Source organism: Sphingomonas sinipercae (genome assembly GCF_011302055.1).
GTDB lineage: Bacteria > Pseudomonadota > Alphaproteobacteria > Sphingomonadales > Sphingomonadaceae > Sphingomicrobium > Sphingomicrobium sinipercae.
Map to the genome: position 1 here is coordinate 255,166 of NZ_CP049871.1, position 21,369 is coordinate 276,534.

A 21,369-nucleotide genomic window follows, 5' to 3' on the forward strand; every position below is an offset into this window, starting at 1 on the left:
TGCATCGCCGCTTGTGGTGTAAGGGCAACACGGCCCATCCGAATCGTTTCGGGGCGTGGAACCATCGGTCGCGCCATCCTATATGACTTGGACAGGGAGAGTCGTTGTGCGCGTCATGGGGCGTTTCAGTGCAGGGAAGGTAGCCGCCGCCGCAGGCGTCGCTGCACTGCTGCTGTCGCCCGCTTTGGCCGCGCCCGACTCGAAGCGCCGCGCCCCCTCGATCGCAATTTCCGCCGATTCGGGCATGAGCTTCACGCCCGCCACTGCCGACCCGCGACTCGCCGCCGCGTTCAATCGCAGCGCTTCGGTCGGCGATTTCAAATTCACGCCGGCGGCGGTCAAGACTCGCCCGTCGCAACTTCGCGTTGCCATTCGTGCCCGCGCCAGCGGCCCGACCGGGGTCGCAGCGGCGAACAGCTCCGCTTCGCCGGTCAGTGCGCTGGCCCCGGTGACCTACAGCCTCGGTGCCGCCGTCGGCTGGCGCCGCTTCGCCGTTGCCGGCGAAGTCGGGAAGGTCAGCCCGGCCGGATCGATCGTCGATGGCCGCGAAAGCGCCGCGGTCGGGATCAGCTATTCCTTGCCGCGCTTCACCGGCCGCCTGGCCGTTTCCGCCGACCGGTCGGAACGTCGCTCGGCTGTTGCCCTGCGCGAACCCGACAATGTCGCGGTCGATCTCGGCGGCTCCTATTCGCTCAGCCGCCGGATCGCGGTCACGGGCGGCGTCCGCTACAAGGTCGAAAGCGATCGCCTGCGCGCGCTCAGCGACGAACGCGTCGACAGCCAGGCCGTCTACGTGGGAACCGCCTTCAAGTTCTGAGCTAAAGCCGCCGAACGCAGCGCATCGGATTGCGTAGCAATCGATAGCAGAGCCCTAAAGTCACGAAAAAGCTGCACGACCGCGTGACTTTAGTGACGTTAAGCCAGCCAGGCGTCGATCCCCGCCCATCCGTGAAAGGCTCCGGCCACGCCTTCGAAACGCTCCTCCGTCATCCCGCCTAGCGCAATCGCCGGCACCCCCGCCGCCTTGGCAATTTCGACCGCCGCGGCTTCGCCCAACTGGCGCTGGCCCGGATGCGACCGGGTCGCGTGGACCGGCGACACGAACAGCAAGGCAGCGCCTTGCGCCTTCGCTTCCATCGCCTCTCGGAGCGAATGGACCGAGCGGGAGAAGGGCAGCCCTCCCGGCTCAAGCGGATTGTGGACCAGCGCCGCCCCGACCGCCCGCGCCAGCGCTTCGTCTCCGGCCACCGCCAGCACCAGGCCGCGGTCGCGGCAGTCCGCGGCGACCCGCTCGGCCAGCCTGCGCCGCTCGTCCGCACCCAGCCCGTAGTGGCGAAACACGATTCCGCCGCCGGCCGGAAGGCGGCCGATCGCCGGCCACAGCCGCTCGCCGATCCGCTCGTCGGTCATCAGCCAGCGGGTCGGCCAAAGGCTGTGGCGGGCGGTCATCGCCTTGCCCTATAGCGCGGCGATGACGGCTTCCGAACGCCTGCGGGAAATTCGCGACTCGATTGACGCTGCGGCCAGGCTGGCGCGTCGAGAGCCCGGTGACGTGCAGCTGATCGCGGTCAGCAAGACCCGCTCGGTCGAGGAGATCGAAGCGCTGGTCGCCGCCGGCCAACGCCATTTCGGCGAAAGCCGCGTCCAGGAGGCGGCCTCGAAATGGCCGGCGCTCCGGCAGCGGCATCCGGATGTCCGCCTTCACTGCATCGGCCGGCTGCAGTCGAACAAGGCGGCCGAAGCGGTCGAACTGTTCGACGTCGTCCACTCGCTCGACCGCGAGTCGCTGCTCGATGCGCTGGCCGCCGCGGCCGCCAAGGCCCAGCACTTTCCGTCGGTCTATGTGCAGGTCAATATCGGGGAGGAGGAGCAGAAGGGCGGCTGCGCGATCGCCGAGGTCGGCGCGCTGGTCGACGCGGTGCGCCAATCGCCGCTGCCGCTCGCCGGCCTGATGGCGATCCCCCCGCTCGGTCCCGAACCCGCCCCCTATTTCGCGCTGCTGGCCAAGATCGCCGCCGAGCACGGGGTCGCTGGGCTCAGCATGGGCATGTCGGGCGATTACCGAAGCGCGGTGATGCTCGGCGCAACGGCGGTGCGCATCGGCACCGCCCTGTTCGAGGATTCCGCCTAGAACAGGTGCCCGCTCTTGCGGCGTTTGGTCTCCAGGTAATCGGCATTGTGCGGGTTGGCGGGCATCGTGTGCCCGACGCGCTCGACCACCCGGATCTGCGCCGCTTCCAGCCCGGCCACCTTCGACGCATTGTTGGTCAGCAACCGCACCCGGTCGATGCCGAGCGCCCGGAGCATCGCCGCCGCATGGGCATAGTCCCGCTCGTCGTCGCCGAAGCCAAGCCGCAGGTTGGCCTCGACCGTATCCAGCCCCTGGTCCTGCAGCGCATAGGCGCGAAGCTTGTTGGCCAGGCCGATGCCGCGCCCCTCCTGCCGCAAGTACAACAGCACCCCGCCGCCCTCGGCCGCGATCAGGCGCAGCGCTTCCTTCAATTGCGGCCCGCAATCGCACTTGAGCGAACCGAACACGTCGCCGGTCAGGCACTCGCTATGCAGGCGCACCAGCGGCGGCCTGCCAGCGAAGGCGCCGACCAGCAGCGCGACATGCTCCTGCCCGTCCCCGGCAGAGCGGAATGCGACGACCTGCGTATCGGGCAAGCCCTCGATCGGCAGCCTGGCCCGCGCGGCCAGGATGACCTCGTCGCGCGAGGCGTCGATTTCCTCGGCGGTGACATTCACCGAAGCTGCGTTCGGGTCCACCAGCCACAAAGCCGGCAGCAGCCCGGCCCGGCGGGCGAGCAAAAGCGCGGCCCGGGCCTTTTGCGGTTCGGCCAGCGGCGCGGTGGTGAGCGGTCCGATCGGCGCGCGGGAGAAGTCCCTGGCCGGATCGGCCAGCGCCAGCGCCGTCTCGCCGTCCAGCCACTGGCTTCGCTCCACCAGCACCGGCTGCGCCCGGTCGGCGGCGTCGCGGCGGTTCGCAAGCGACAAAGCGGCGGCGCGCTCGCCACTGATCAGCAGTTGCGCGACGCCGTTCGAGTCGATCTGGCGGAGCGTTTCGGCCGTGGCGGTCTCCACGGGGATAAAGCCGATCTTCGGGTCTGGTCCGATGGCGACGGCACGCCCGCCCTTCAGCGCCCCGATCGCGCGTTCGACGCGGTCGGCGTCGCTCAACAGGCGATCTCGCAGACCAGCGGCACGTGGTCGGACGGCCGCTGCCAGCTGCGGCACGGTTCAAGCACCGAGTGGGCGGTGACCTGGGCCGCCGCGGCCGGCGAAACCCACATATGGTCGAGCCGGCGGCCGCGGTCGTTCCTGGTGTGGTCGGGCGAGCGATAGCTCCACCAGGTGAAGCAGCGCTCCGGCGCGGGCACGAAATGGCGGCCGATGTCGACCCAGCCGTGCGATTGGCGGAAAGCGTCGAGCGCCTCGATCTCTATAGCGGTGTGGCTGACGACGTTGACCAGCGCCTTGTGGCTCCAGACATCGCATTCCAGCGGGGCGACGTTGAAGTCGCCGACGATCAGGGTGGGCTCGCGCAGGCTTTCCGACCAGCGGGTCATCCGCCCGATGAAGTCCAGCTTCTGACCGAACTTGGCATTGACGCTGCGGTCGGGGATGTCGCCCCCGGCCGGCACGTAGACGTTCTCCAGCCGGATCCCGCAGGGCAGCATCGCGCCGACATGGCGCGCCTCACCATTGTCCTGCCAGTCGTGGCTCTTGGCCTCGCCAAGCGCGATTCGGCTGAGGATGGCGACGCCGTGGTGCATCCGCTGTCCGCACAATTGCTGGTGGGTGTAGCCGAGCCGGCGGAAGAAATCGGCCGGGAAGACGTCGTTGGCAGCCTTGGTTTCCTGCAGGCACAGGACGTCTGGACCATGTTCCTTCATCAGCCGCTCGACGATCGGCAGCCGGGCACGGACCGAATTGATGTTCCAGGATGCGACGGTGATGGAGCTTTGCACGGCTCGCCCTCTATCGGCCCATGTAGCGCCAGACAATAAAAGGCCCCCGCTCCGGGGGCTTGGAGCGAGGGCCGACCAAGCGTTCGTCACGCAAGGTGATCCTGAAGCGACCCGGGTAACAGGGGGAAACCCCGGCTGAGCTTCAGGGACCTTTGATGGATTACGCCGCTTATACTGACGCCGCGATGAACGGTTTTGAGTTGCTACGTTTTTACCGCTTCCGCTTCGTCGGCTCGGCGTAGCTGAACGCACTTTCCGACACGCCGACGTTATAGCGGACGTTCGACAGCTTGACGGTGGTGCGCTTGTTCTGCGGGTCGACCGCGGTCCAGCCGTAAAGCTGCAGCCCGCCCGGTCCTGCCCCGGAACGGGTGAAGGCCAGGATCAGCGTGCCGTAAGGCTGCCGCGTGGCGCGCACGACCAGGACACGCGGATCGTTGCTGGGCACGATCTTGGCGAACTTGGCGACCTGCGGGTTGTCGGCCAGCAGCATGCCGAGTGGCGTCTTGCCAAGCGGCCAGCTCGATTTCTGGCCCACTTCATAATCGAGGAAAGTTAGCTGACCGCCGTTCGATACCAGCAGCATGTTGGCGCCGCGGCCATATTCGAAACGGATCTTGCCCGGGCGCTTGAGCTGCAAGGTGCCGCTCATCTGCCGGCCCTTGCCGTCGGTCTGGACGAAGTTGGCCGTCATGGAATTGACGGCATTCAGGTGCGCCTGGACCTTGGCGAGGTCGGGCGACGTGGCGGCAACGGCGGTTGCCGGCACCGCCAGCATCGTCACTGGAATAAGCGCGCGTGCGATGGAATTCGCAAAAGACATTCAAAGCTCCTTGGGAGTGTTCCGCCATTAACTGGCGTTTGCGTATTGAATGCGCACTGAACTTGCCGGTTCCCGCCCGTTCAGCTTGGCGGCCGCTAGATCGGGTGGCCGTCGCGGTCGATCAGCACTTCGCGGCTGCCGACATGGTTGGCCGGGCCGATCAGCCCCTCCTTTTCCATCCGCTCGATCAGCCGCGCCGCGCTGTTGTAGCCGATGCGCAGCTGGCGCTGGACATAGGACACCGACGCCTTCTGGGCCTCGGCGACGATTTGGACCGCCTTGCGATACTGCTGGGTTTCCGGGTCGTCCTCGCCGGTCGGCTGGCCATCGAACAAATACCCGCCGTCCTCGGGTTCCTCGGTGACCGCCTGAATGTAATCGGGCGTTCCCTGCTTGCGCCAATGCTCGGCGACGGCGCGGACTTCCTCGTCGGACACGAACGGCCCGTGCACGCGCAGGATCTGCTTGCCGCCGGGCATGTAGAGCATGTCCCCCTTGCCCAGCAGCTGCTCGGCGCCTTGCTCGCCAAGGATGGTGCGGCTGTCGATCTTGCTCGTCACCTGGAAGCTGATGCGGGTCGGCAGGTTCGCCTTGATGACGCCGGTGATGACGTCGACCGACGGCCGCTGAGTCGCCATGATCAGGTGGATGCCCGCCGCCCGCGCCTTTTGCGCCAGCCGCTGGATCAGGAACTCGACCTCCTTGCCGGCGGTCATCATCAGGTCGGCAAGCTCGTCGACGACGACGACGATCTGCGGCAGCACTTCATATTCGAGGCTCTCGGTCTCGTATATCGGCTGGCCGGTGTCGGCGTTGTACCCGGTCTGGACCTGGCGGCCGAGCTGCGCGCCCTTGGCCTTGGCCTCGCGCACCTTCTGGTTGAAGCTGGCGAGCGAGCGGACACCGAGATTGGCCATCATCCGATAGCGCTCCTCCATCTGCTCGACGGTCCACTTGAGCGCCCGGATCGCCTTGCCCGGCTCGGTCACCACCGGCGCCAGCAGGTGCGGGATGCCTTCGTAGATGCTCAGTTCGAGCATCTTGGGGTCGATCATGATCAGCCGGCATTGCTCCGGGTTGAGCCGGTACAGCAGCGACAGGATCATGCAGTTGAGGCCAACCGACTTACCCGATCCGGTGGTTCCGGCGACCAGCAGGTGGGGCATTGGCGCAAGGTCGGCGATCACCGCGTCGCCGGCGATGTTCTTGCCCAGGATCAGCGGCAGCGAGGTGCTTGCGTCGCCGAAGTCCTGCGATCCGATCAGCTCCGACAGCGCGACCGATTCCCGGCGTGGGTTGGGAAGCTCGATGCCGATGACGCTCCGTCCCGGGATGATTGCGACGCGCGCCGACACGGCCTGCATGTTGCGGGCGATGTCGTCGGCCAGCTGGATCACCCGGCTCGCCTTGATCCCGCTCGCCGGCTCCAGCTCGTACATCGTCACGACCGGGCCGGGACGCACTTCAACGATGTCGCCGCGGACGTGGAAGTCCTCGAGCACGGATTCGAGGATTCGGGCGTTGCGCTCCAGCGCGGCCCGGTCGACCGGGGTCCGGCCCTTGTCCGTGACCGGCGCGAGGAGGGAGACATCTGGAAGGACGTAATTGTCGCCCAGCGCCAGAGCCTGCTGGGTCGCCGGCTTGCGCAGCGCCGAGGCCGAACGCGCAATCGGCTTCGTCGGCTCGGTGACCGACACGCTCGGCCGCGGCCTTGGCGGCGCAGCGGCGGCGACCTCGTTCCGCTCGGTCTCGGTCCGGCGCGGCTTCGGCGCCTTGACGCGCGGGCTGCGGCTGAACAGCCCGGCCAGCCAGTCGCGCTCGTCCATCGTCAGTCCCAGCGACAGGTACGCGAGCGCCAGTCCGCCGCAGGCGAACAGGATCAAGACAGCGATCCGCGTCGGCTCAAGGAACCGGTCGTCCGGGATCAGGCCGATCAGGGCCTGCAGTCCGGATGCGCCGGCTAGACCGAGCACCCCGCCCCAGCCGCTGGGCAGGCCGACCACGGCCGATCCGCTGGTCAGCCCAAGCGCGATTCCAATCAGAACCGCCGCGGCCCCGGCGATCAGCAAGGCGCGGCGGATCCGGCGCGGCGGCTCGGTGCGAAGCAGCCTGAGCCCCGCAATGGCGATGACCGGCAGGAAAGCGAGCGCGCCGAGGCCGAATGTCAGCAGCAGGAAATCGCTGAGGTAGGCGCCGAAACTGCCCAGCCAGTTCGCCGGCGGGCCGGCGGCAGCGGTGGTGAAGGAGGGGTCGGTGCTGCTGTGGCTGGCAAGGGCGATCGCCGCCGCGGCGCAGAAGGCGAGCAACAGCGCGCCGAGGCTGCGCAGCAGGAGCCGCCGCGAAACGTCGCGCAGCTTGTCGCGCCAATCCGGGCCCAAGTCGTCGCGCGCCCGCGTTGCAGCCGTCGCCATTGTCTAACCCCCACCGCTCCAACGCTAAAATGCCCTGCCGGGGACTCCCCGGTCAAGCGAAGTCGTGACGTCACGCCTCGCCACGGTTCAAACTGGGCGTTAGAGCGGCCGGGATGGATCGCGCGGACGTCATCATTTTGGGCGGTGGGCTGGTGGGGCTGGCGCTTGCGGCCGCGCTCGACGCAAGCGGCCTCTCTGCAATCGTCGTCGATCCCGCCGATCCCGACCAGCGCCTCGACGCCGCCTTCGATGGCCGGACCAGCGCGGTGTCCTCAAGCTCGATGCGGATGCTCGAAGCCACCGGCGTCGCGGACCATTTCCCGCAGCCTGGCTGCCCCATCCTGAAGATCGCCGTTGCCGACGGCCTGGCCCCCAGCGGGCTCGATTTCGATGCCGACGACGACGGGCCGCTCGGCTGGATGCACGAAAACCGGAACTTGCGGGCAGCGCTTCGTGCCCGTGCCGAGGCGGGATCGAAGCTCTGGCTGCTGTGGAAATCGCGCATCGCCGATGTCGACCGCAGCGAATCCGGCGTGGTGGTTAGCCTCGGCGACGGGCGCAAGCTGACGGCGCCGCTGCTGATCGCCGCCGACGGCCGCAATTCGGCGATGCGCGAAGCGGCGGGGATCCGGATGGCGCGCTGGCGCTACGATCACAACGCGATTGTCTCGGTGCTTCGGCACGATCGGCCGCACCAGAATATCGCATACGAAATCTTCTATCCGTCGGGCCCGTTTGCACTCCTGCCGATGACCGATGATGCCAAGGGTCATCGTTCGGCGATCGTCTGGTCGATCCGGAGCGGCGATGCGCCGGGCCTGCTGTCGCTATCCGACGAACAGTTCGCGGGCGAAGCCAAGGCGGCGATGGGCGGGTTCCTGGGCGAGGTTGGGATGGCGGCGCCGCGCTCGACCTATCCGCTCGGCTTCCACCACGCGGCGCACATCACGGCCGAGCGGCTTGCGCTGGTCGGTGACGCGGCGCACGCGGTTCACCCGATCGCCGGGCAAGGGCTCAACCTTGGCTTCCGCGACGCCGCTGCCCTGGCGCAGGTGCTGGTCGAAGGCGCCCGGCTAGGGCTCGACCTTGGCGACCGGCAATTGCTCGACCGCTACCAGCGCTGGCGCTCGCTCGACGCGCTGTCGGTGGCGTTCGCGACCGATAGCCTGACACGAATCTACAGTGTCCCGGGCCGCACCGCATCGGCCATCCGCCGCTTCGGCATGGGCCTGGTCGACCGCATTGGCCCGGTGAAGAATCGGCTGATGAACGAAGCGCGCGGCACCAGCGGCGAACTGCCGCTGCTGCTTCGTGGCTTGCCAATCTAACCGGCTTATTGAAGCGTCGGCTGCAGCTCCGCGCTGCCCTGGCTGAGGCGCAGGAACTGCATCAGTTGGACGAGCAGGTCGGCGCGCGTGTCGAGCGACTGCGCTTCCAGCAACGCCTGCTTGGCGGAAATGTCGAAGGGCGCGACCTGGCCAATTGCGTTGACGAGCATTTCGTCGTCCAGCCGGCCGACCGCGTTCCAGTCGACAGTCAGCCCCAACGCATCGCCTAGCCGGCGCGCTTCGCGCTCTACTTCGGAGCGCTGGGCCAGTCCAAGCGGCGCCGGCTCCCCATCATCGAACGCATCGAGGTCGACCTCGGCATTGCGGTAAAGCGTGTCGCGGTCGACTTCGCGAAGCAGGCGGAAGCGCCGCGTGCCGTTGAGCACGATATTGAAGCGCCCGTCGTCGAGCTCTTCGAGCCCGACGATCTCCCCGGTGCATCCGACGGCGTGCAGGGCCGGCCGCTCCTTATCGAGCTCGGCGGCAAGCGGCTGGATCATGCCGATGTGGGAATGGCCGTCGACCGCATCGCGGATCATGTCGCGATAGCGGGCCTCGAAGATGTGCAGGGGCAATTGCGTGCGCGGAAAGAGGATCGCGCCGGCCAATGGAAAGAGCGGGACGTGCACTGCCGAAGCTCAGGTGAATAGCAGGGCCGACAGGCGGCGGCGCTGTGCCCGGCCCCACGGATCTTGCAGGCCCTGCGCCTCGAGCAGTTGCAGGAAGCGCTTGCGCGCCTCGCCCTCGTTCCATTCGCGGTCGCGCGCGATGATTTCGAGCAATTCGTCGGCGGCGCGATCGCGGTCGCCGGACGCCATTGCGGCGGCCGCCAGTTCCAGCCGGGCATCAAGGTCGTCCGGGTTTGCGCTGACCTTTTGCTCAAGCGCGCCATGGTCCGCGGCGGGGGCGGCAGCGAGCAGTTCGAGGGCGGCGCGGGCGCGAGCGACCGGCGCCTGCTTGGCCAGCTCGGGCGAAAGCGAATCGAGGATCGCGCGTGCCTGTTCCTGCTCGCCCGCCGCGGCCAGCGCGCGGATGAGGCCGCCAATGGCGGTGGGCTCGTCCGGCGCCATCTCGCGCACCTGCTCGAAGATATTTGCCGCGCGGGCCGCATCGCCCGCCTGGAGCACCTCTTCGCCCATCGCCACCAGCGGCTCGACCTGCGCCTTGATCGATTCGCCGGGGCCCGGGACTCGAAGCTGGGCCAGCAGCTGGTCGATGACCCGGGTCAGTTGCCCTTCCGTGCGGTAATTGGTCAGGTCGGCGACCGGCTGCCCCTGATAGAAAGCGTAGACGGCGGGGATCGACTGCACCCGGAACTGCGCGGCGATGATCTTGTCGGTGTCGACGTCGATCTTGACCAGCTTGACGCCCTTGGCCGCATAATCGGCGGCGATCTTGTCGAGGATCGGCGAAAGCTGCTTGCACGGGCCGCACCACTCGGCCCAGAAATCGAGCAGGACCAGGCTCGTCATCGACGGTTCGACGACTTCGCGTTCAAGCTTGGCGATGGCCTCGCTTTCCGCTTCGCTCATGCCCAGTGTCGCCACGTCACCGCTCTCCTTCCACTGCGAGCGCATATGGGCCGCCCAATCTGGCGCAACAAGCCAAAGCGGACGCTTGCGCCGCCGCGCCGGCCCATGCTAGGCGCCCGCCACCCTGTCGCGGAGCCTTCCTTCGCGATCAGCGCCAGAGCGGGCGTAGCTCAGGGGTAGAGCACAACCTTGCCAAGGTTGGGGTCGAGGGTTCGAATCCCTTCGCCCGCTCCATTTTCTCGGATTCGCGAGTCAGAGCGCCAGGTCGGCGCCGCCGTCGCGTTCGTGCTGGGCGATAACCGCGCGCACGACATTGTTCATCAGCGTCATTCGGGTCGGCAGCGGCACCGACGTCTTCTTGATCATCACGGCCACCGCATAGCTGCTGCCGTCGGGCGCGGTCAGGATGCCGATGTCGTTATAGCCGGCCTGCACCGCACCGAGGATCTGGCCGGTGCCGGTCTTGTGGCTTAGCGACCAGCCCGGGCGGAGGCCGCCTTTCAGCCGGTTGGCGCCGGTCTTGGTATTGCCCATGATATTGAGCAGGCGCGCCGTCGAGGATGGCGACAGCAGCTCGCCGCGCTTCAGGCGCGAGAGGGCATGGACGATCGCATTGGCCGAAGCGCCGTCGTACGGGTCTTCGATGTAGCGGTTGAACGCCGCGCGCCGAACCGACAGCGGCAAGGCGTCGCGCGCCTGGTAGAAAGCGCGGCCGATCGAATAGCTCTGGGTCCAGGTCAGGCCGGCAATCTTGCTCTGCAACGAACGCTCGCCGTTATAAAAGCGGATGGCGCCAAGCCCCTTGTTGCGGATCATGGCGCGAACCGCGTCGGGCCCGCCGACCGATCGCATCAGCTTGTCGTTGGCGGTATTGTCGCTGGTGGTGATCGCCTTGAACATCAAATCAGCGAGCGTCGTCGTGTAGCCGCCGCCAAGGACTCTTGCAGCGATCGGCTGGTGGAACAGGGTAAGGTCGCTGCGGTCGAAGCTGACCGCGTCGGTCAGGCGCACCTTGCCCTTGTCGACAGCGTCGAGGGCAGTGATCGAAACCCACAATTTACTGACGCTCTGCTGCGGCGAAAGCTCATTGCCGTTCCACGAGGTGGTCCAGCCGTCATCGATGGATTCGACGGCGATCCCGACCCGACCGGCAAAGCCCTTGCCGAGTTCGTCGATGCGCCGCTCGAGCTGCGCCGGCGGCTGCGGGGATTGGCGGACGACGCGGGGCGGCTGGGCATCCTGGACGGACTTCGCCGGGGTGGATTTCTGCGCGACGGGGGCCGCCGCGGCGCCCAATTGGGCCATTGCGGCCATCGCCAGGGCAGCGCCAAGCCCCCTCCAGATTGACGTCATGCCGTTAAACTCCCACCCGCTTTTCGACTGATCTGAATAGGTTAGCAGGTTCCTCCTGAACCCTTGCTAGCCGTTCGGACAGAATCGCATCCGGGATTCGCTTTGCCAACCCCCTTTGGGATCAGGCCGGCTGTTCGTTGCCCAACAGGGCGGCCGATTCCAGCTCGTCGAGGGCGCGGTGGACGGCGACATATTGGCGGGCGGAGGCGATCCAGCCGCCAGCATTGCGCGCGCCCGGAAGCCGCATCGTTTCGGCAAGTGCGGCATCGACTTCGCCGGCGCGAAGGCTGGCGGCAGCGCGCGCAGCGCGAGCCTGCGGCCGGGACGACGGCTCGTCCGACCGGCGCACCTGCACGAGCGAGCCGAATTCGCGCTTGAGCCGTTCCCAGCCGCCATCTTGAGAGTTCGAGCCGGTCAACTGGCGTTCCAGGCCGCCATATTGGGCGACGAGATCGCCGAGCCGAACCGGGGAGCGGGAGCCGGTGACGATCGTCGCCACCGCCTGTGGATGGCGCACGCCGAAGCGTTCGACCAGCAAGGGTTCCAAATAGCCGAGTGCTACGCCGCGATCGATCGCGCGCCGGGCGGCGAAGATGACGACCAGGGCATCGGCGCGGCCGGCCGAGCCTTGCGCCTCGGTGGCGGCATTTTCGACGCGCTCGAGCCGGGAGCGGAGCTCCGCGACCTGGGCTTCGACACCGGCCGGCGGCGTGGCGACGACCTGTGGAACGGCGATCAATTGCTGGCGCGGGGCCATGGCGGGCGGCGTGGACGGAGTCACCCCGAGCAACCGCGCCGCCGGCTGGTAACGGGCAAGGCCCCAGGTCGCAGCGGCGGCGCCAAGCAGGATCAGCACGAGCGCAAGCAACAGCCGCGCCGTCCAGCCCATGCCGGTTGTGCTTCCCGCCACCATCAATCGGGATTGTTGCACAGCCGTGACGCAAGGGCCAGCAGCGACGAATCGTTCGGTTCTTCCGCGACTTCGACCCCAGCCCAACCGGGCCCCAAGCCTCCGGCTGCATCGTCGCTAATGGCGGCGAGGGTGACTCGCGCGCGGTCGAGCTTCGCCTCCGCGGACAACGCCGCCAGCCGGGCGCCTGCCCGGCGCGAGTGGACGAGCACCAGCTTGCCCTCGACCTGCGCGAGATCGCCGCCCGCCGGAATTTCCGCGGATCGGTACACCGGCACGGCGGTGATCGCCTGGCGAACGCCGGACGAATCCTTGCGATGCTCTCCGCACAGGTGGACCACCCGGAGCGCCGGATCGGTCGAGCCGAGCAGCCGCTCGACCCCGGAATCGCCAACGGCTGCAATATCGAAACCGGCGTTCCGGGCCGCTTCGGCGGTCGCCTTTCCAACCGCATAGGCCGGCAGGCCGCGCAGCGATTGCAGCCCGTCGCCCGCGGCGCGAAGCGCGTTGGCGCTTGTCAGCAACACCGCGTCGAAGCTCGCGGCGTCCGGGGCGTCCCACGCCAATGGCTCAATTGCGAACAGCGGGATCGCTATCGGATCAAGCCCAAGCCGGCGGGCGGCGTCGCAGGTGGCGGTCGCGCCCGGCTCCGGACGCAAGACGACGACGCGCTTCATTCGCCGCGGAAAAGCTTCCGGATCGAGTCTGGCGCGCGCTCGAGCATGGCGTGGGCAAGCTTGGCGCCTTCGTCGCAGTCGCGCATGGCGAAGCGGGCCTGGTCGCGGACCCGGTCCTTGCCGTCGGTCGACAGGATTTCGGCGCGAAGGTGGGTTTCCATGTGCGACACGGTCGCCAAGGCCGCGACCGGCGAGTGGCATGACCCGCCCAGCGCGCGGGCGAAGGCGCGCTCCGCTTCGACGGCGCAGCGGGTGCTGACGTCGTCGAGATGCTTTAGCATCGTGCAGGTTTCCTCATCGTCGGCGCGGCATTCGACGCCCAAAGCGCCTTGCCCCGGCGCGGGCAGCATCACTTCGAACGGCAATGTCACCCCGATATGGTCCATCCGCAGCCGATGGAGCCCGGCTGCCGACAGGAAGGTCGCGTCGGCTTCGCCCGCCTCCAGCTTGCGGATCCGGGTCTCCACGTTCCCGCGCATCGGCACGATCTTCAGGTCGGGGCGAAGCGCAAGGACCTGGGCGGCGCGGCGCGGCGACGACGTGCCGATGACCGCCCCGGTGCGAAGCTCGTCGATCGAATTGGCGCCGATCAGCTTGTCGGCGACGTAAACCCGGGGGCGGATTGCGGCGAGCCGGATCTCGGCCGGTCGGACAACCTCGACGTCCTTCATCGAATGGACGGCGAAATCGATCTCGCCGGCCAGCAGCGCCTGGTCCAGTTCCTTGGTCCACAGGCCCTTGCCGCCGACTTCGGCCAACGGGCGGTCGGTGATTCGATCGCCGCTGGTGGTGATGGCGACGATCTCGACATGACCGGCGGGCCAGCGCTCCGCGACCTCAAGGGCCGACGCGACCTTGCGCGCCTGGATCATCGCCAGCGGCGAACCGCGCGTGCCAAGTCTCGGATTCCGACGCATTTCCTTCCGCTAGCGCATCGCGGAGCCTTCAGGCAAAGGCATTTGCGAATGGCAATCATCCTTGGCCTCGAATCCAGCTGCGACGACACGGCCGCGGCGCTCGTCACCAGTGACCGGCGAATCCTCGCGCAGGCGGTGGTCGGCCAGAACGATGCCCACCAGCCGTTCGGCGGGGTGGTTCCGGAAATTGCGGCGCGAGCCCACGTCCAGATTTTGCCGGGGCTGGTCCGGCAAGTGCTTGACGAGGCGGGGCTGCAGGTTGCCGAGGTCGATGCCATTGCCGCGACCGCGGGACCCGGCCTGATCGGCGGGGTGATGGTCGGGCTGCTCACCGGCAAGGGGCTCGCGCTGGCGTCGGGCAAGCCGCTGATCGCGATCAACCATCTCGAAGGCCATGCGCTCAGCCCAAGGCTGGTGGATCCGGACCTGGGCTTTCCCTACCTGTTGCTGCTGGTTTCCGGCGGGCATTGCCAGCTTCTGGAAGTCACCGGCATCGGCCAGTACCGCCGGCTCGCAACGACCATCGACGACGCCGCCGGCGAAGCTTTCGACAAGGCGGCCAAGCTGCTTGACCTCGGCTATCCAGGCGGACCTGCGATCGAGGCGTTGGCGCGTGAGGGCGATTCGACGGCGGTGCCGCTGCCGCGCCCGCTGGTCGGCTCCGGCGAGCCGCATTTTTCCTTTGCCGGCCTGAAGAGCGCGGTGCAGCGCGCCGTGCAATCGGGGACGTATTCCGCTGCCGATGTGGCGGCCAGCTTCCAGCAAGCGGTGGTCGACTGCCTCGTCGACCGGACCCGGCTGGCGCTGGAGACAAGCGACGCGCCCGCGCTGGTCGTCGCCGGCGGGGTCGCTGCCAATGGTGCCATTCGCGCCGCGCTGAAGCAGCTTGCAAGCGACCAGGGACGGGCATTCAGTTCGCCGCCCGGCTGGCTGTGCACCGACAATGCCGCAATGATCGCCTGGGCGGGCGCGGAACGCTACGGCGCGGGCATGACCGACTCGCTCGACGCGCCGGCGCGGGCGCGCTGGCCGCTCGACGAACAGGCCGACAAGGTGCGCGGCGCGGGGGTGAAGGCATGACGACGATCGGCATCATCGGCGGCGGCGCCTGGGGAACGGCGCTGGCCCAAGTCGCCGCGAGCGACGGGCAGCAAGCGCTGGTCTGGGCCCGCGAACCGGAAGTGGTCGCATCGATCAACGCGGCGCACGAGAACAGCCTGTTCCTGCCCGGCCGCAAGCTCAGCGAAGGCATTCGCGCCACGGGCGACATCGGCGACCTGGCCGACTGCTTCGCGTGGTTGGTGGTAACGCCCGCGCAGCACATGCGCTCGGTGCTGGCCGAGGCCCCGGCGTCGAACGTGCCGCTGGTGCTGTGTTCCAAGGGGATTGAGGAAGGCTCGGGCGAGCTCTTGCACGATGTCGCGCACGAAGTTCGGCCCGATGCGCCGGTCGCGGTCCTGTCCGGCCCGACCTTCGCCCATGAAGTGGCGCAAGGGATGCCGACCGCGGTGACCCTGGCGGCGCGGGACCTGGAGCTTGCGGAACGCCTTCGCCAGCGTCTCTCGCGCTCGACGTTCCGAATCTACCTCACCGACGATGTCGCCGGCGCCGAAATCGGCGGCGCGGTCAAGAACGTGCTGGCGATCGCTTGCGGCGTGGTTGAAGGGCGCGGCCTCGGCCAGAATGCGCGCGCGGCGCTGATCGGCCGGGGATTTGCGGAAATGACGCGCTTCGGCGTTGGGCTGGGTGCGCGCCGGGAAACGCTGGCCGGCCTTTCCGGGCTTGGCGACCTGGTGCTGACCTGCTCGTCGACTAGCTCGCGCAATTACTCGCTTGGCGTCGGCATCGGCCTGGGCAAGTCGGCGAAGGAGCTGATGGCTGATCGCCGCACCGTTGCCGAGGGCGCGTTCACCGCACCGGTGCTTGCCAGGCTGGCCGAAGCGCGCGGGATCGACATGCCGATCGTCGCCGCGGTCGCTCGCCTGCTTGAAGGCGCGGACGTCGATTCGGTGCTTGGCAGCGTGCTCGCGCGGCCGCCCCGGGCCGAGGGCCTTTAGAAATCGATCGCGATGCCCTTCTTTTCCCAATCGCCGTAGCGCGTTGGATCGAGCTTCTGCTCCTCCCCTGCGGGCGGGGCGGAATCGTCCAGCGGTTCGGGCTTGGGCACGGGCGTCGACTTGGACAAGGTCGCTGGCGGCTTCAGATGGGCGGGCCGTTTCATGCCGGCAAGATGTGCATTGGCTAGCCCGTTGCCAAGCACCGAGGGCGTTGCCGCGCGCCGCGCCGCGCTGGCCATGCTCGACGCCGTGCTTCGGCGCGGCCGAACGCTCGATTCGGCGGCGCAGGGATCGCGTGGGTTGGCGCCCGCCGACCAGGGGCTGGCCATCGCCATCGCCGGGGAGGTGCTTCGCCGGCTGCCCGACCTCGATGCGATGATCGACAGCGCGACCCGGCAGCGGCTGCCCGACGATTCCAAGGCGCGGATGGTGCTTCGGCTGGCGCTGGCGCAGAAGATCGGGCTCGGCACGCCGGAACATGCGCTGGTGGCGACCGCATTGCCCTTGGTCGATGGCGGGCCGCGGCGGCTGGTGCACGGCGTTCTCGGGACTCTGCTTCGGCGCGGGATCGACTCGTCGGCGCCGCCGCGCTTGCCGGAGGATGTCGAGCATCGCTGGGAAGCGGCGTGGGGCGCCGATGTCGTCGCGGCGGCGCGGCGGCAGATTGCGTCGCGGCCGGCGCTCGATCTCAGCTTCGCTTCTGCGGAAGCCGCAACCGCTTACGCGGCCGATCATGGCGGGGTGTCGCTGGCGACGCGGCACGTGCGGCTCGACAATGCGCAGGCAATTCCCTCGCTCGCCGGGTTCGGCGGAGGCGGCTGGTGGGTTCAGGACCTGGCTGCCTCGCTGCCCGCGCGGCTCATCCCCGCCGACGCCGCCGACGTGCTCGACCTTTGCTCCGCGCCCGGCGGCAAGGCGATGCAACTGGCGGCGGCCGGCCACCGGGTCACGGCCGTCGACCTCGCCGAATCGCGGTTGAAGCGGCTGTCCGAAAATCTCGATCGGACCGGGCTATCGGCCAACCTGGTCGCCGCCGACGCGCTCAGCTGGAAGCCTGGCCGGCAGTTCGATGCGGTCCTGCTCGACGCGCCCTGTTCCGCGACCGGCACCTTCCGCCGGCACTCGGAGGTCCTGTATCGGGCCAGGCCCCGAGTGATTGCCGATTCGGCCGCGCTCCAGTCGCGGCTGCTCGCCCGCGCCGCAGAATGGGTCAGGCCCGGCGGCACCCTGGTCTATTCGGTTTGCTCCCTGGAACCGCAGGAGGGCGAGCAGGTCGTCGCCGATTTCCTGGCGCGGCACGATCGCTTCCAAGTCGGTGGGGCAGGCCCGCAAATGCCCGCTTTTGTTGCTGCGACCGACCGGGGTTTCCTTCGGATCCTGCCTGGATTGCTCGAAAGCGAGGGCGGACTCGACGGCTTCTTCGCCGCGCGCCTTGTCCGCGCCGCCGATTAGCGTCTAATCGGGGCGATGCCGCTGATCGCCCCCTCCATCCTGTCCGCCGACTTCGCCCGGCTTGGCGAGGAAGTGCGGGCGATCGACGCCGCCGGTGCGGACTGGATCCACGTCGACGTGATGGACGGCCATTTCGTGCCGAACATCACCATCGGCCCGGCCATCGTGAAGGCGCTTCGCCCGCATTCGTCGAAGACCTTCGACTGCCACTTGATGATTTCACCCGTCGACGGCTTCCTCGATGCCTTTGCGGAAGCCGGGGCGGACATCATCACCGTTCATCCCGAAGCGGGGCCGCACCTCCACCGCACGATCCAGCGGATCAAGGGTCTGGGCAAGAAGGCCGGAGTTTCGCTGAACCCGGCGACTCCGGCGAAGATGCTCGACTATGTGCTGGAAGACATCGACCTGGTGCTGGTGATGAGCGTCAACCCGGGCTTCGGCGGCCAGAAATTCCTTTCCGGCCAGCTGCGCAAGATCGAAGCGATCGCGCAGCGCATCGCTAAGGAAAACCTCGACATCGCGCTTGAAGTCGATGGCGGCATCGATGCCGAAACCGCCCGGCAAGCGACGGATGCCGGAGCGACGGTGCTCGTCGCCGGGACCGCCGCCTTCCGTGGCGGCGAAGCGCATTACGCCAGCAACATCCGGGCGCTTCGGGGCAGCGAATGAGCGAGCGGCAGGCCGCGGATCGCGAAATCGTCCGCAAGCTCGCCAAGGGACCGATGCTGTCCCGCCTGCTTGGCCAGGGTAAGCAGCCGCTCCGCCTCATCGCCGTTCCGCGCGACCATGTGCAGGGCGACAAGGCGCGCGGCGATGCGCTGCTCGCCGGCAAGTTCATCGCTGGAAGCGAAATGTTGCCGCTTGCGGACCTCGACTTCGCAGCCATCGAGCCGGGCAGCCCGATCGGCGACCAGTTGCAGGGCTTCTCCTGGCTTCGCGACCTTGCCGCTGCGGCGTCGCGGGAAAAGGGATCGCGGCTGGCGGAGGCGATCGTCGGCCGTTGGCTGATCACTCACGGAACCCGCGTCGACGAGGCCTGGGTGCCGCAGCTGTGGGGCGAACGCATCCTCTTCTGGACCGCTTATGCGCCGTACATCCTGTCGAGCACCGACGGCGGTTACCGCTCGGCATTGCTCAACACGCTCGCGCGCGGCGCCCGACATCTCGATTCCACTGCGGAAAAGGCCGCGCCGGGCCTCGACCGGATCACCGCCTGGGCCGGGGTGGTGGCGGCATCGCTGATCATCCAGGGCGGGGTCGCGCGCATTGCGCGAGCCGAGGCTGGGCTCGGCCGAGCCCTTGGCGGGGGCAATTCGACGACGGCGGGCTGATCAGCCGGACGCCGTTCGCGCAGGCGTTGCTGGTCGACCGGCTGGCGCTGGTCCGGGCGGCTTACGCGGCGGCCAAGCAGAGCATTCCTGAAAGCATCGAGGGAGCGGCCGCCGCCGCCCTTGCCGCCTTGCAGGGCGTGCTGATGGGCGATGGCGCCTTGTCCAGCTGGCAGGGCGGCAACCCTGGCGATGCGGCACGGATCAGCGCGATTGTCGAAGGCTGCGGCATTCGCGCCCGGCCGCTCCGCCAGCCGCGCGGCTGGGGCTATCATCGCCTGTCCGCGCTGGGCACGATCGCGGTTATCGACGCTGCGCCGCCGCCGCCCGCGCGGATGGCGCCGTCCGGCTGCGCATCGACGCTGGCGCTGGAGCTGTCCGACGGTCCCCAGCGCCTGGTCATCAATTGCGGCGGCCGAGGCGCGTTGCCCAGCGCCTTGCCCGACGACCTGGTGCAGGCGCTGCGCACGACCGCCGCCCACAGCACGCTGACCGTTGCGGACGCCAACTCCACCGCGGTCAACGCCGACGGTTCGCTGGGCAAGGGTGTCAGCGACGTCGTCGTCGACCGGGCGGAGGAAAACGACTTCAGCCGAATCGATGCCAGTCATGACGGCTACGTCCGCCAGTTCGGCCTGCTTCACCGGCGCACCCTGGTGCTCGGCAACGACGGCAAGGAATTGCGCGGCACGGACACGCTGAGCTCGCGCACATCGCGGCGGTCGCGCACGCCGGTGGCATTCGCGATCCGATTTCACCTCGCCTCGGGAATTGAGCCGACGGTGACCGCCGACGGCATGGGCGCGATCCTTCGTTCGCGCGGGGCGCCGCCGTGGAACTTCCGCTCGCGCGGGGCGCCGATCGCGATCGAGGAAAGCCTGGCGATCGACGGGCGCGGCCATCCGCGGCGCGCGATGCAGCTGGTGATCAACGGGCAGACCGCCGCCGGCGGCGCCGAAATGGAATGGCAGTTCCGCCGCTCCAGCTGAGCGGCGACGAATAGGGAGAGACGTGTGGCCGACCTCGTGCCCATCAAGCGGGCGCTGATCTCATTGTCCGACAAGTCGGGGCTGGAGTCCCTCGCCGAGGCCTTGTCGTCGCGCGGCGTGGAATTGGTGTCTACCGGCGGCACGGCGACGAAGTTGCGCGAACTTGGCGGGCAGCCGCGCGATGTCAGCGAACTGACCGGCTTTCCCGAGATGATGGACGGGCGGGTGAAGACCCTGCACCCCAAGGTTCACGGTGGGCTGCTCGCGGTGCGCGACAATGCAGATCACACAGCGGCGATGGACGAGCATCAGATCGGTGCGATCGACCTTGTCGTCGTCAATCTCTATCCGTTCGAAGCGACGCTTGCGAAGGGCGCGGAGCGCGACGAAATCATCGAGAACATCGATATCGGTGGGCCGTCGATGGTTCGCTCGGCGGCCAAGAATCACGCCTTCGTCACCATCGTTACCGACCCCGCCGACTATGACGAATTGCTCGGCGAGCTCGAGCGCAACGACGGCGCGACTTCGCTCGACTTCCGCAAGCGCATGGCGGCCAAGGCGTTCGCGCTCACCGCAGCCTATGACTCGATGATCTCGCAATGGTTCGCTTATGCCGACCAGCAGCAGCGCTTTCCGCCACGCTGGACGCTTTCGTCGACCTTAAAGATGCCGCTGCGCTACGGCGAAAACCCGCACCAGCGCGCCGCGCTTTACGTGCCGGCGGGGCCGGGCACGGCCGGCATCGGCCAGGCGCGGCAAGTGCAGGGCAAGGAGGTTAGCTACAACAACCTCAACGACGCCAGCGCCGCGCTCGAGTTGGTCGCCGAATTCCGCGACGCGGCGCCCACGGTGGTCATCGTCAAGCACGCCAACCCGTGTGGCGTCGCAACGCGCCCGCTGCTGGTCGACGCATGGCGCGAGGCGCTGGCCTGCGACAGCGTGTCGGCATTCGGCGGGATCGTCGCGGTCAACCGCCCGCTCGACGCTGACACTGCCGCCTCCATCGCCCAAATCTTTACCGAAGTCGTCGTCGCCCCCGATGCCGGCGAGGAAGCGATGGCGATCTTTGCGCGGAAGAAGAACTTGCGCCTGCTGTTGACCGGCGACCTGCCGGACCCGGCGCGGGCCGGGCAGACTCTGGCCGTCATTGCCGGTGGGTTGCTGGTGCAGGACCGCGACAATGGCGTGATCGGGCGCGACCAGCTGAAATGCGTGACCAAGCGCGCGCCGACCGACCAGGAAGTGGCGGATTGCCTGTTCGCCTGGACGGTTGCCAAGCACGTGAAGTCGAATGCGATCGTCTATGCCCGGGACGGCGTCACGGTCGGGATCGGCGCCGGGCAGATGAACCGCCGGGACAGCGCCCGGATCGCGGCGATCCGCGCCAGCGAAACTGCCGAGGTCAACGGCTGGCCGGAGGCCCGGACGGTCGGGTCGGCGGTTGCATCGGACGCCTTTTTCCCGTTTGCCGACGGCTTGCTGGCGGCCGCCGAAGCCGGCGCAACGGCGGTCATCCAGCCGGGCGGGTCGATGCGCGACGCAGAGGTTATCGCCGCCGCCGACGAAGCCGGGCTGGCGATGCTGTTCACCGGCATGCGCCACTTCCGCCACTAGG

At 68.3% G+C, this 21,369-nt stretch carries 22 protein-coding genes and 1 tRNA gene; 11 read left to right on the forward strand and 12 right to left on the reverse strand.

Going from position 1 to position 21,369, the window contains the following annotated elements:
* The first annotated feature begins 115 nt into the window (after positions 1 to 115).
* Complete coding sequence (locus tag G7078_RS01350; protein ID WP_166092231.1) at positions 116 to 817, forward strand: porin; 702 nt, start codon at positions 116 to 118, stop codon at positions 815 to 817.
* Positions 818 to 915: 98 nt separating this feature from the next.
* Here G7078_RS01350 and G7078_RS01355 read toward each other — a convergent pair whose 3' ends face one another.
* Positions 916 to 1,449, reverse strand: coding sequence for a thiamine phosphate synthase (locus tag G7078_RS01355; protein ID WP_166092234.1), 534 nt, complete (start codon positions 1,447 to 1,449; stop codon positions 916 to 918).
* Positions 1,450 to 1,471: 22 nt separating this feature from the next.
* Here G7078_RS01355 and G7078_RS01360 point away from each other — a divergent pair, with 22 nt between their 5' ends.
* Complete coding sequence (locus tag G7078_RS01360; protein ID WP_166092236.1) at positions 1,472 to 2,131, forward strand: YggS family pyridoxal phosphate-dependent enzyme; 660 nt, start codon at positions 1,472 to 1,474, stop codon at positions 2,129 to 2,131.
* On the opposite strand, the gene ribA is transcribed toward G7078_RS01360, so the two are convergent.
* From ribA to G7078_RS01380, 4 genes are all read right to left on the reverse strand, one after another.
* On the reverse strand, positions 2,128 to 3,180 hold the full coding sequence (gene ribA, locus G7078_RS01365) for a GTP cyclohydrolase II (protein ID WP_166092238.1): 1,053 nt from the start codon (positions 3,178 to 3,180) through the stop codon (positions 2,128 to 2,130). The genes G7078_RS01360 and ribA overlap by 4 nt on opposite strands.
* Positions 3,177 to 3,971: an exodeoxyribonuclease III gene (locus tag G7078_RS01370; protein ID WP_246166401.1), complete on the reverse strand. Its 795-nt coding sequence runs from the start codon at positions 3,969 to 3,971 to the stop codon at positions 3,177 to 3,179. The genes ribA and G7078_RS01370 overlap by 4 nt, the downstream gene beginning before the upstream one ends.
* Before the next feature lie 211 nt (positions 3,972 to 4,182).
* The gene (locus tag G7078_RS01375) at positions 4,183 to 4,794 is read right to left on the reverse strand and encodes a LolA family protein (protein ID WP_166092240.1); all 612 of its coding nucleotides are present in this window, start codon (positions 4,792 to 4,794) and stop codon (positions 4,183 to 4,185) included.
* A 95-nt stretch (positions 4,795 to 4,889) separates the two neighbouring features.
* Positions 4,890 to 7,205: a DNA translocase FtsK gene (locus G7078_RS01380; RefSeq protein WP_166092242.1), complete on the reverse strand. Its 2,316-nt coding sequence runs from the start codon at positions 7,203 to 7,205 to the stop codon at positions 4,890 to 4,892.
* Positions 7,206 to 7,318: 113 nt separating this feature from the next.
* Between G7078_RS01380 and G7078_RS01385 the strand changes: the two genes are divergently transcribed.
* On the forward strand, positions 7,319 to 8,533 hold the full coding sequence (locus G7078_RS01385) for an FAD-dependent monooxygenase (RefSeq protein ID WP_166092244.1): 1,215 nt from the start codon (positions 7,319 to 7,321) through the stop codon (positions 8,531 to 8,533).
* Between the two features lie 5 nt (positions 8,534 to 8,538).
* Here the strand turns inward: G7078_RS01385 and G7078_RS01390 are convergent, their stop codons facing one another.
* Together G7078_RS01390 and G7078_RS01395 are read right to left on the reverse strand one after the other, a co-directional pair.
* A complete protein-coding gene (locus G7078_RS01390) occupies positions 8,539 to 9,162 on the reverse strand; it encodes an LON peptidase substrate-binding domain-containing protein (RefSeq protein ID WP_166092246.1) in 624 nt (207 codons plus the stop codon).
* A 9-nt stretch (positions 9,163 to 9,171) separates the two neighbouring features.
* Positions 9,172 to 10,080 carry a tetratricopeptide repeat protein gene (locus G7078_RS01395; protein WP_246166402.1) on the reverse strand — a complete coding sequence of 303 codons (909 nt, stop codon included), beginning with the start codon at positions 10,078 to 10,080 and terminating at the stop codon, positions 9,172 to 9,174.
* Between the two features lie 144 nt (positions 10,081 to 10,224).
* Between G7078_RS01395 and G7078_RS01400 the strand changes: the two genes are divergently transcribed.
* Positions 10,225 to 10,299 (forward strand) — tRNA-Gly (locus tag G7078_RS01400).
* A gap of 18 nt (positions 10,300 to 10,317) precedes the next feature.
* Here the strand turns inward: G7078_RS01400 and bla are convergent.
* From bla to hemC, 4 genes are all read right to left on the reverse strand, one after another.
* Positions 10,318 to 11,418, reverse strand: a complete 1,101-nt coding sequence (bla, locus tag G7078_RS01405) for a class A beta-lactamase (RefSeq protein ID WP_166092248.1) — start codon at positions 11,416 to 11,418, stop codon at positions 10,318 to 10,320.
* Positions 11,419 to 11,539: 121 nt separating this feature from the next.
* Positions 11,540 to 12,331, reverse strand: a complete 792-nt coding sequence (locus G7078_RS01410; protein ID WP_166092250.1) for a hypothetical protein — start codon at positions 12,329 to 12,331, stop codon at positions 11,540 to 11,542.
* Complete coding sequence (locus tag G7078_RS01415) at positions 12,331 to 13,005, reverse strand: uroporphyrinogen-III synthase (RefSeq protein WP_166092252.1); 675 nt, start codon at positions 13,003 to 13,005, stop codon at positions 12,331 to 12,333. Before G7078_RS01415 ends, G7078_RS01410 begins: the two co-directional genes overlap by 1 nt.
* A complete protein-coding gene (gene hemC / locus G7078_RS01420; RefSeq protein WP_166092254.1) occupies positions 13,002 to 13,922 on the reverse strand; it encodes a hydroxymethylbilane synthase in 921 nt (306 codons plus the stop codon). The genes G7078_RS01415 and hemC overlap by 4 nt, the downstream gene beginning before the upstream one ends.
* A gap of 48 nt (positions 13,923 to 13,970) precedes the next feature.
* On the opposite strand from hemC, the gene tsaD reads away from it, so the two are divergent.
* Together tsaD and G7078_RS01430 are read left to right on the forward strand one after the other, a co-directional pair.
* Positions 13,971 to 15,002 carry a tRNA (adenosine(37)-N6)-threonylcarbamoyltransferase complex transferase subunit TsaD gene (gene tsaD, locus G7078_RS01425; RefSeq protein ID WP_166092256.1) on the forward strand — a complete coding sequence of 344 codons (1,032 nt, stop codon included), beginning with the start codon at positions 13,971 to 13,973 and terminating at the stop codon, positions 15,000 to 15,002.
* Positions 14,999 to 15,979 (forward strand): NAD(P)H-dependent glycerol-3-phosphate dehydrogenase, encoded by a 981-nt coding sequence (locus G7078_RS01430; protein WP_166092258.1) that lies wholly within the window; start codon positions 14,999 to 15,001, stop codon positions 15,977 to 15,979. The genes tsaD and G7078_RS01430 overlap by 4 nt, the downstream gene beginning before the upstream one ends.
* Here the strand turns inward: G7078_RS01430 and G7078_RS01435 are convergent.
* Positions 15,976 to 16,143, reverse strand: coding sequence for a DUF1674 domain-containing protein (locus G7078_RS01435; protein WP_166092261.1), 168 nt, complete (start codon positions 16,141 to 16,143; stop codon positions 15,976 to 15,978). The genes G7078_RS01430 and G7078_RS01435 overlap by 4 nt on opposite strands.
* Between G7078_RS01435 and G7078_RS01440 the strand changes: the two genes are divergently transcribed.
* The 5 genes from G7078_RS01440 to purH are packed head-to-tail and all read left to right on the forward strand — an operon-like array spanning position 16,142 to position 21,368.
* A complete protein-coding gene (locus tag G7078_RS01440) occupies positions 16,142 to 17,431 on the forward strand; it encodes an RsmB/NOP family class I SAM-dependent RNA methyltransferase (protein WP_166092263.1) in 1,290 nt (429 codons plus the stop codon). The genes G7078_RS01435 and G7078_RS01440 overlap by 2 nt on opposite strands.
* 15 nt (positions 17,432 to 17,446) lie before the next feature.
* Positions 17,447 to 18,103 carry a ribulose-phosphate 3-epimerase gene (gene rpe / locus G7078_RS01445; protein ID WP_166092265.1) on the forward strand — a complete coding sequence of 219 codons (657 nt, stop codon included), beginning with the start codon at positions 17,447 to 17,449 and terminating at the stop codon, positions 18,101 to 18,103.
* Positions 18,100 to 18,765, forward strand: a complete 666-nt coding sequence (locus G7078_RS01450; RefSeq protein ID WP_166092267.1) for a hypothetical protein — start codon at positions 18,100 to 18,102, stop codon at positions 18,763 to 18,765. Before rpe ends, G7078_RS01450 begins: the two co-directional genes overlap by 4 nt.
* Positions 18,766 to 18,791: 26 nt before the next feature.
* A complete protein-coding gene (locus tag G7078_RS01455) occupies positions 18,792 to 19,751 on the forward strand; it encodes a heparinase II/III family protein (protein ID WP_166092269.1) in 960 nt (319 codons plus the stop codon).
* A 24-nt stretch (positions 19,752 to 19,775) separates the two neighbouring features.
* Positions 19,776 to 21,368, forward strand: a complete 1,593-nt coding sequence (gene purH / locus G7078_RS01460; RefSeq protein ID WP_166092272.1) for a bifunctional phosphoribosylaminoimidazolecarboxamide formyltransferase/IMP cyclohydrolase — start codon at positions 19,776 to 19,778, stop codon at positions 21,366 to 21,368.
* Position 21,369 lies beyond the last annotated feature (1 nt).

Bases quoted from the DNA above. Each gene is read 5' to 3' on its own strand.
- G7078_RS01350 (WP_166092231.1), top strand. From the start codon at position 116: ATGGGGCGTTTCAGTGCAGGGAAGGTAGCCGCCGCCGCAGGCGTCGCT.
- G7078_RS01355 (WP_166092234.1), bottom strand. From the start codon at position 1,449: ATGACCGCCCGCCACAGCCTTTGGCCGACCCGCTGGCTGATGACCGAC.
- G7078_RS01360 (WP_166092236.1), top strand. From the start codon at position 1,472: ATGACGGCTTCCGAACGCCTGCGGGAAATTCGCGACTCGATTGACGCT.
- G7078_RS01375 (WP_166092240.1), bottom strand. From the start codon at position 4,794: ATGTCTTTTGCGAATTCCATCGCACGCGCGCTTATTCCAGTGACGATG.
- G7078_RS01380 (WP_166092242.1), bottom strand. From the start codon at position 7,205: ATGGCGACGGCTGCAACGCGGGCGCGCGACGACTTGGGCCCGGATTGG.
- G7078_RS01385 (WP_166092244.1), top strand. From the start codon at position 7,319: ATGGATCGCGCGGACGTCATCATTTTGGGCGGTGGGCTGGTGGGGCTG.
- bla (WP_166092248.1), bottom strand. From the start codon at position 11,418: ATGACGTCAATCTGGAGGGGGCTTGGCGCTGCCCTGGCGATGGCCGCA.
- G7078_RS01410 (WP_166092250.1), bottom strand. From the start codon at position 12,331: ATGGTGGCGGGAAGCACAACCGGCATGGGCTGGACGGCGCGGCTGTTG.
- G7078_RS01415 (WP_166092252.1), bottom strand. From the start codon at position 13,005: ATGAAGCGCGTCGTCGTCTTGCGTCCGGAGCCGGGCGCGACCGCCACC.
- hemC (WP_166092254.1), bottom strand. From the start codon at position 13,922: ATGCGTCGGAATCCGAGACTTGGCACGCGCGGTTCGCCGCTGGCGATG.
- tsaD (WP_166092256.1), top strand. From the start codon at position 13,971: ATGGCAATCATCCTTGGCCTCGAATCCAGCTGCGACGACACGGCCGCG.
- G7078_RS01430 (WP_166092258.1), top strand. From the start codon at position 14,999: ATGACGACGATCGGCATCATCGGCGGCGGCGCCTGGGGAACGGCGCTG.
- G7078_RS01440 (WP_166092263.1), top strand. From the start codon at position 16,142: ATGCCGGCAAGATGTGCATTGGCTAGCCCGTTGCCAAGCACCGAGGGC.
- G7078_RS01435 (WP_166092261.1), bottom strand. From the start codon at position 16,143: ATGAAACGGCCCGCCCATCTGAAGCCGCCAGCGACCTTGTCCAAGTCG.
- rpe (WP_166092265.1), top strand. From the start codon at position 17,447: ATGCCGCTGATCGCCCCCTCCATCCTGTCCGCCGACTTCGCCCGGCTT.
- G7078_RS01450 (WP_166092267.1), top strand. From the start codon at position 18,100: ATGAGCGAGCGGCAGGCCGCGGATCGCGAAATCGTCCGCAAGCTCGCC.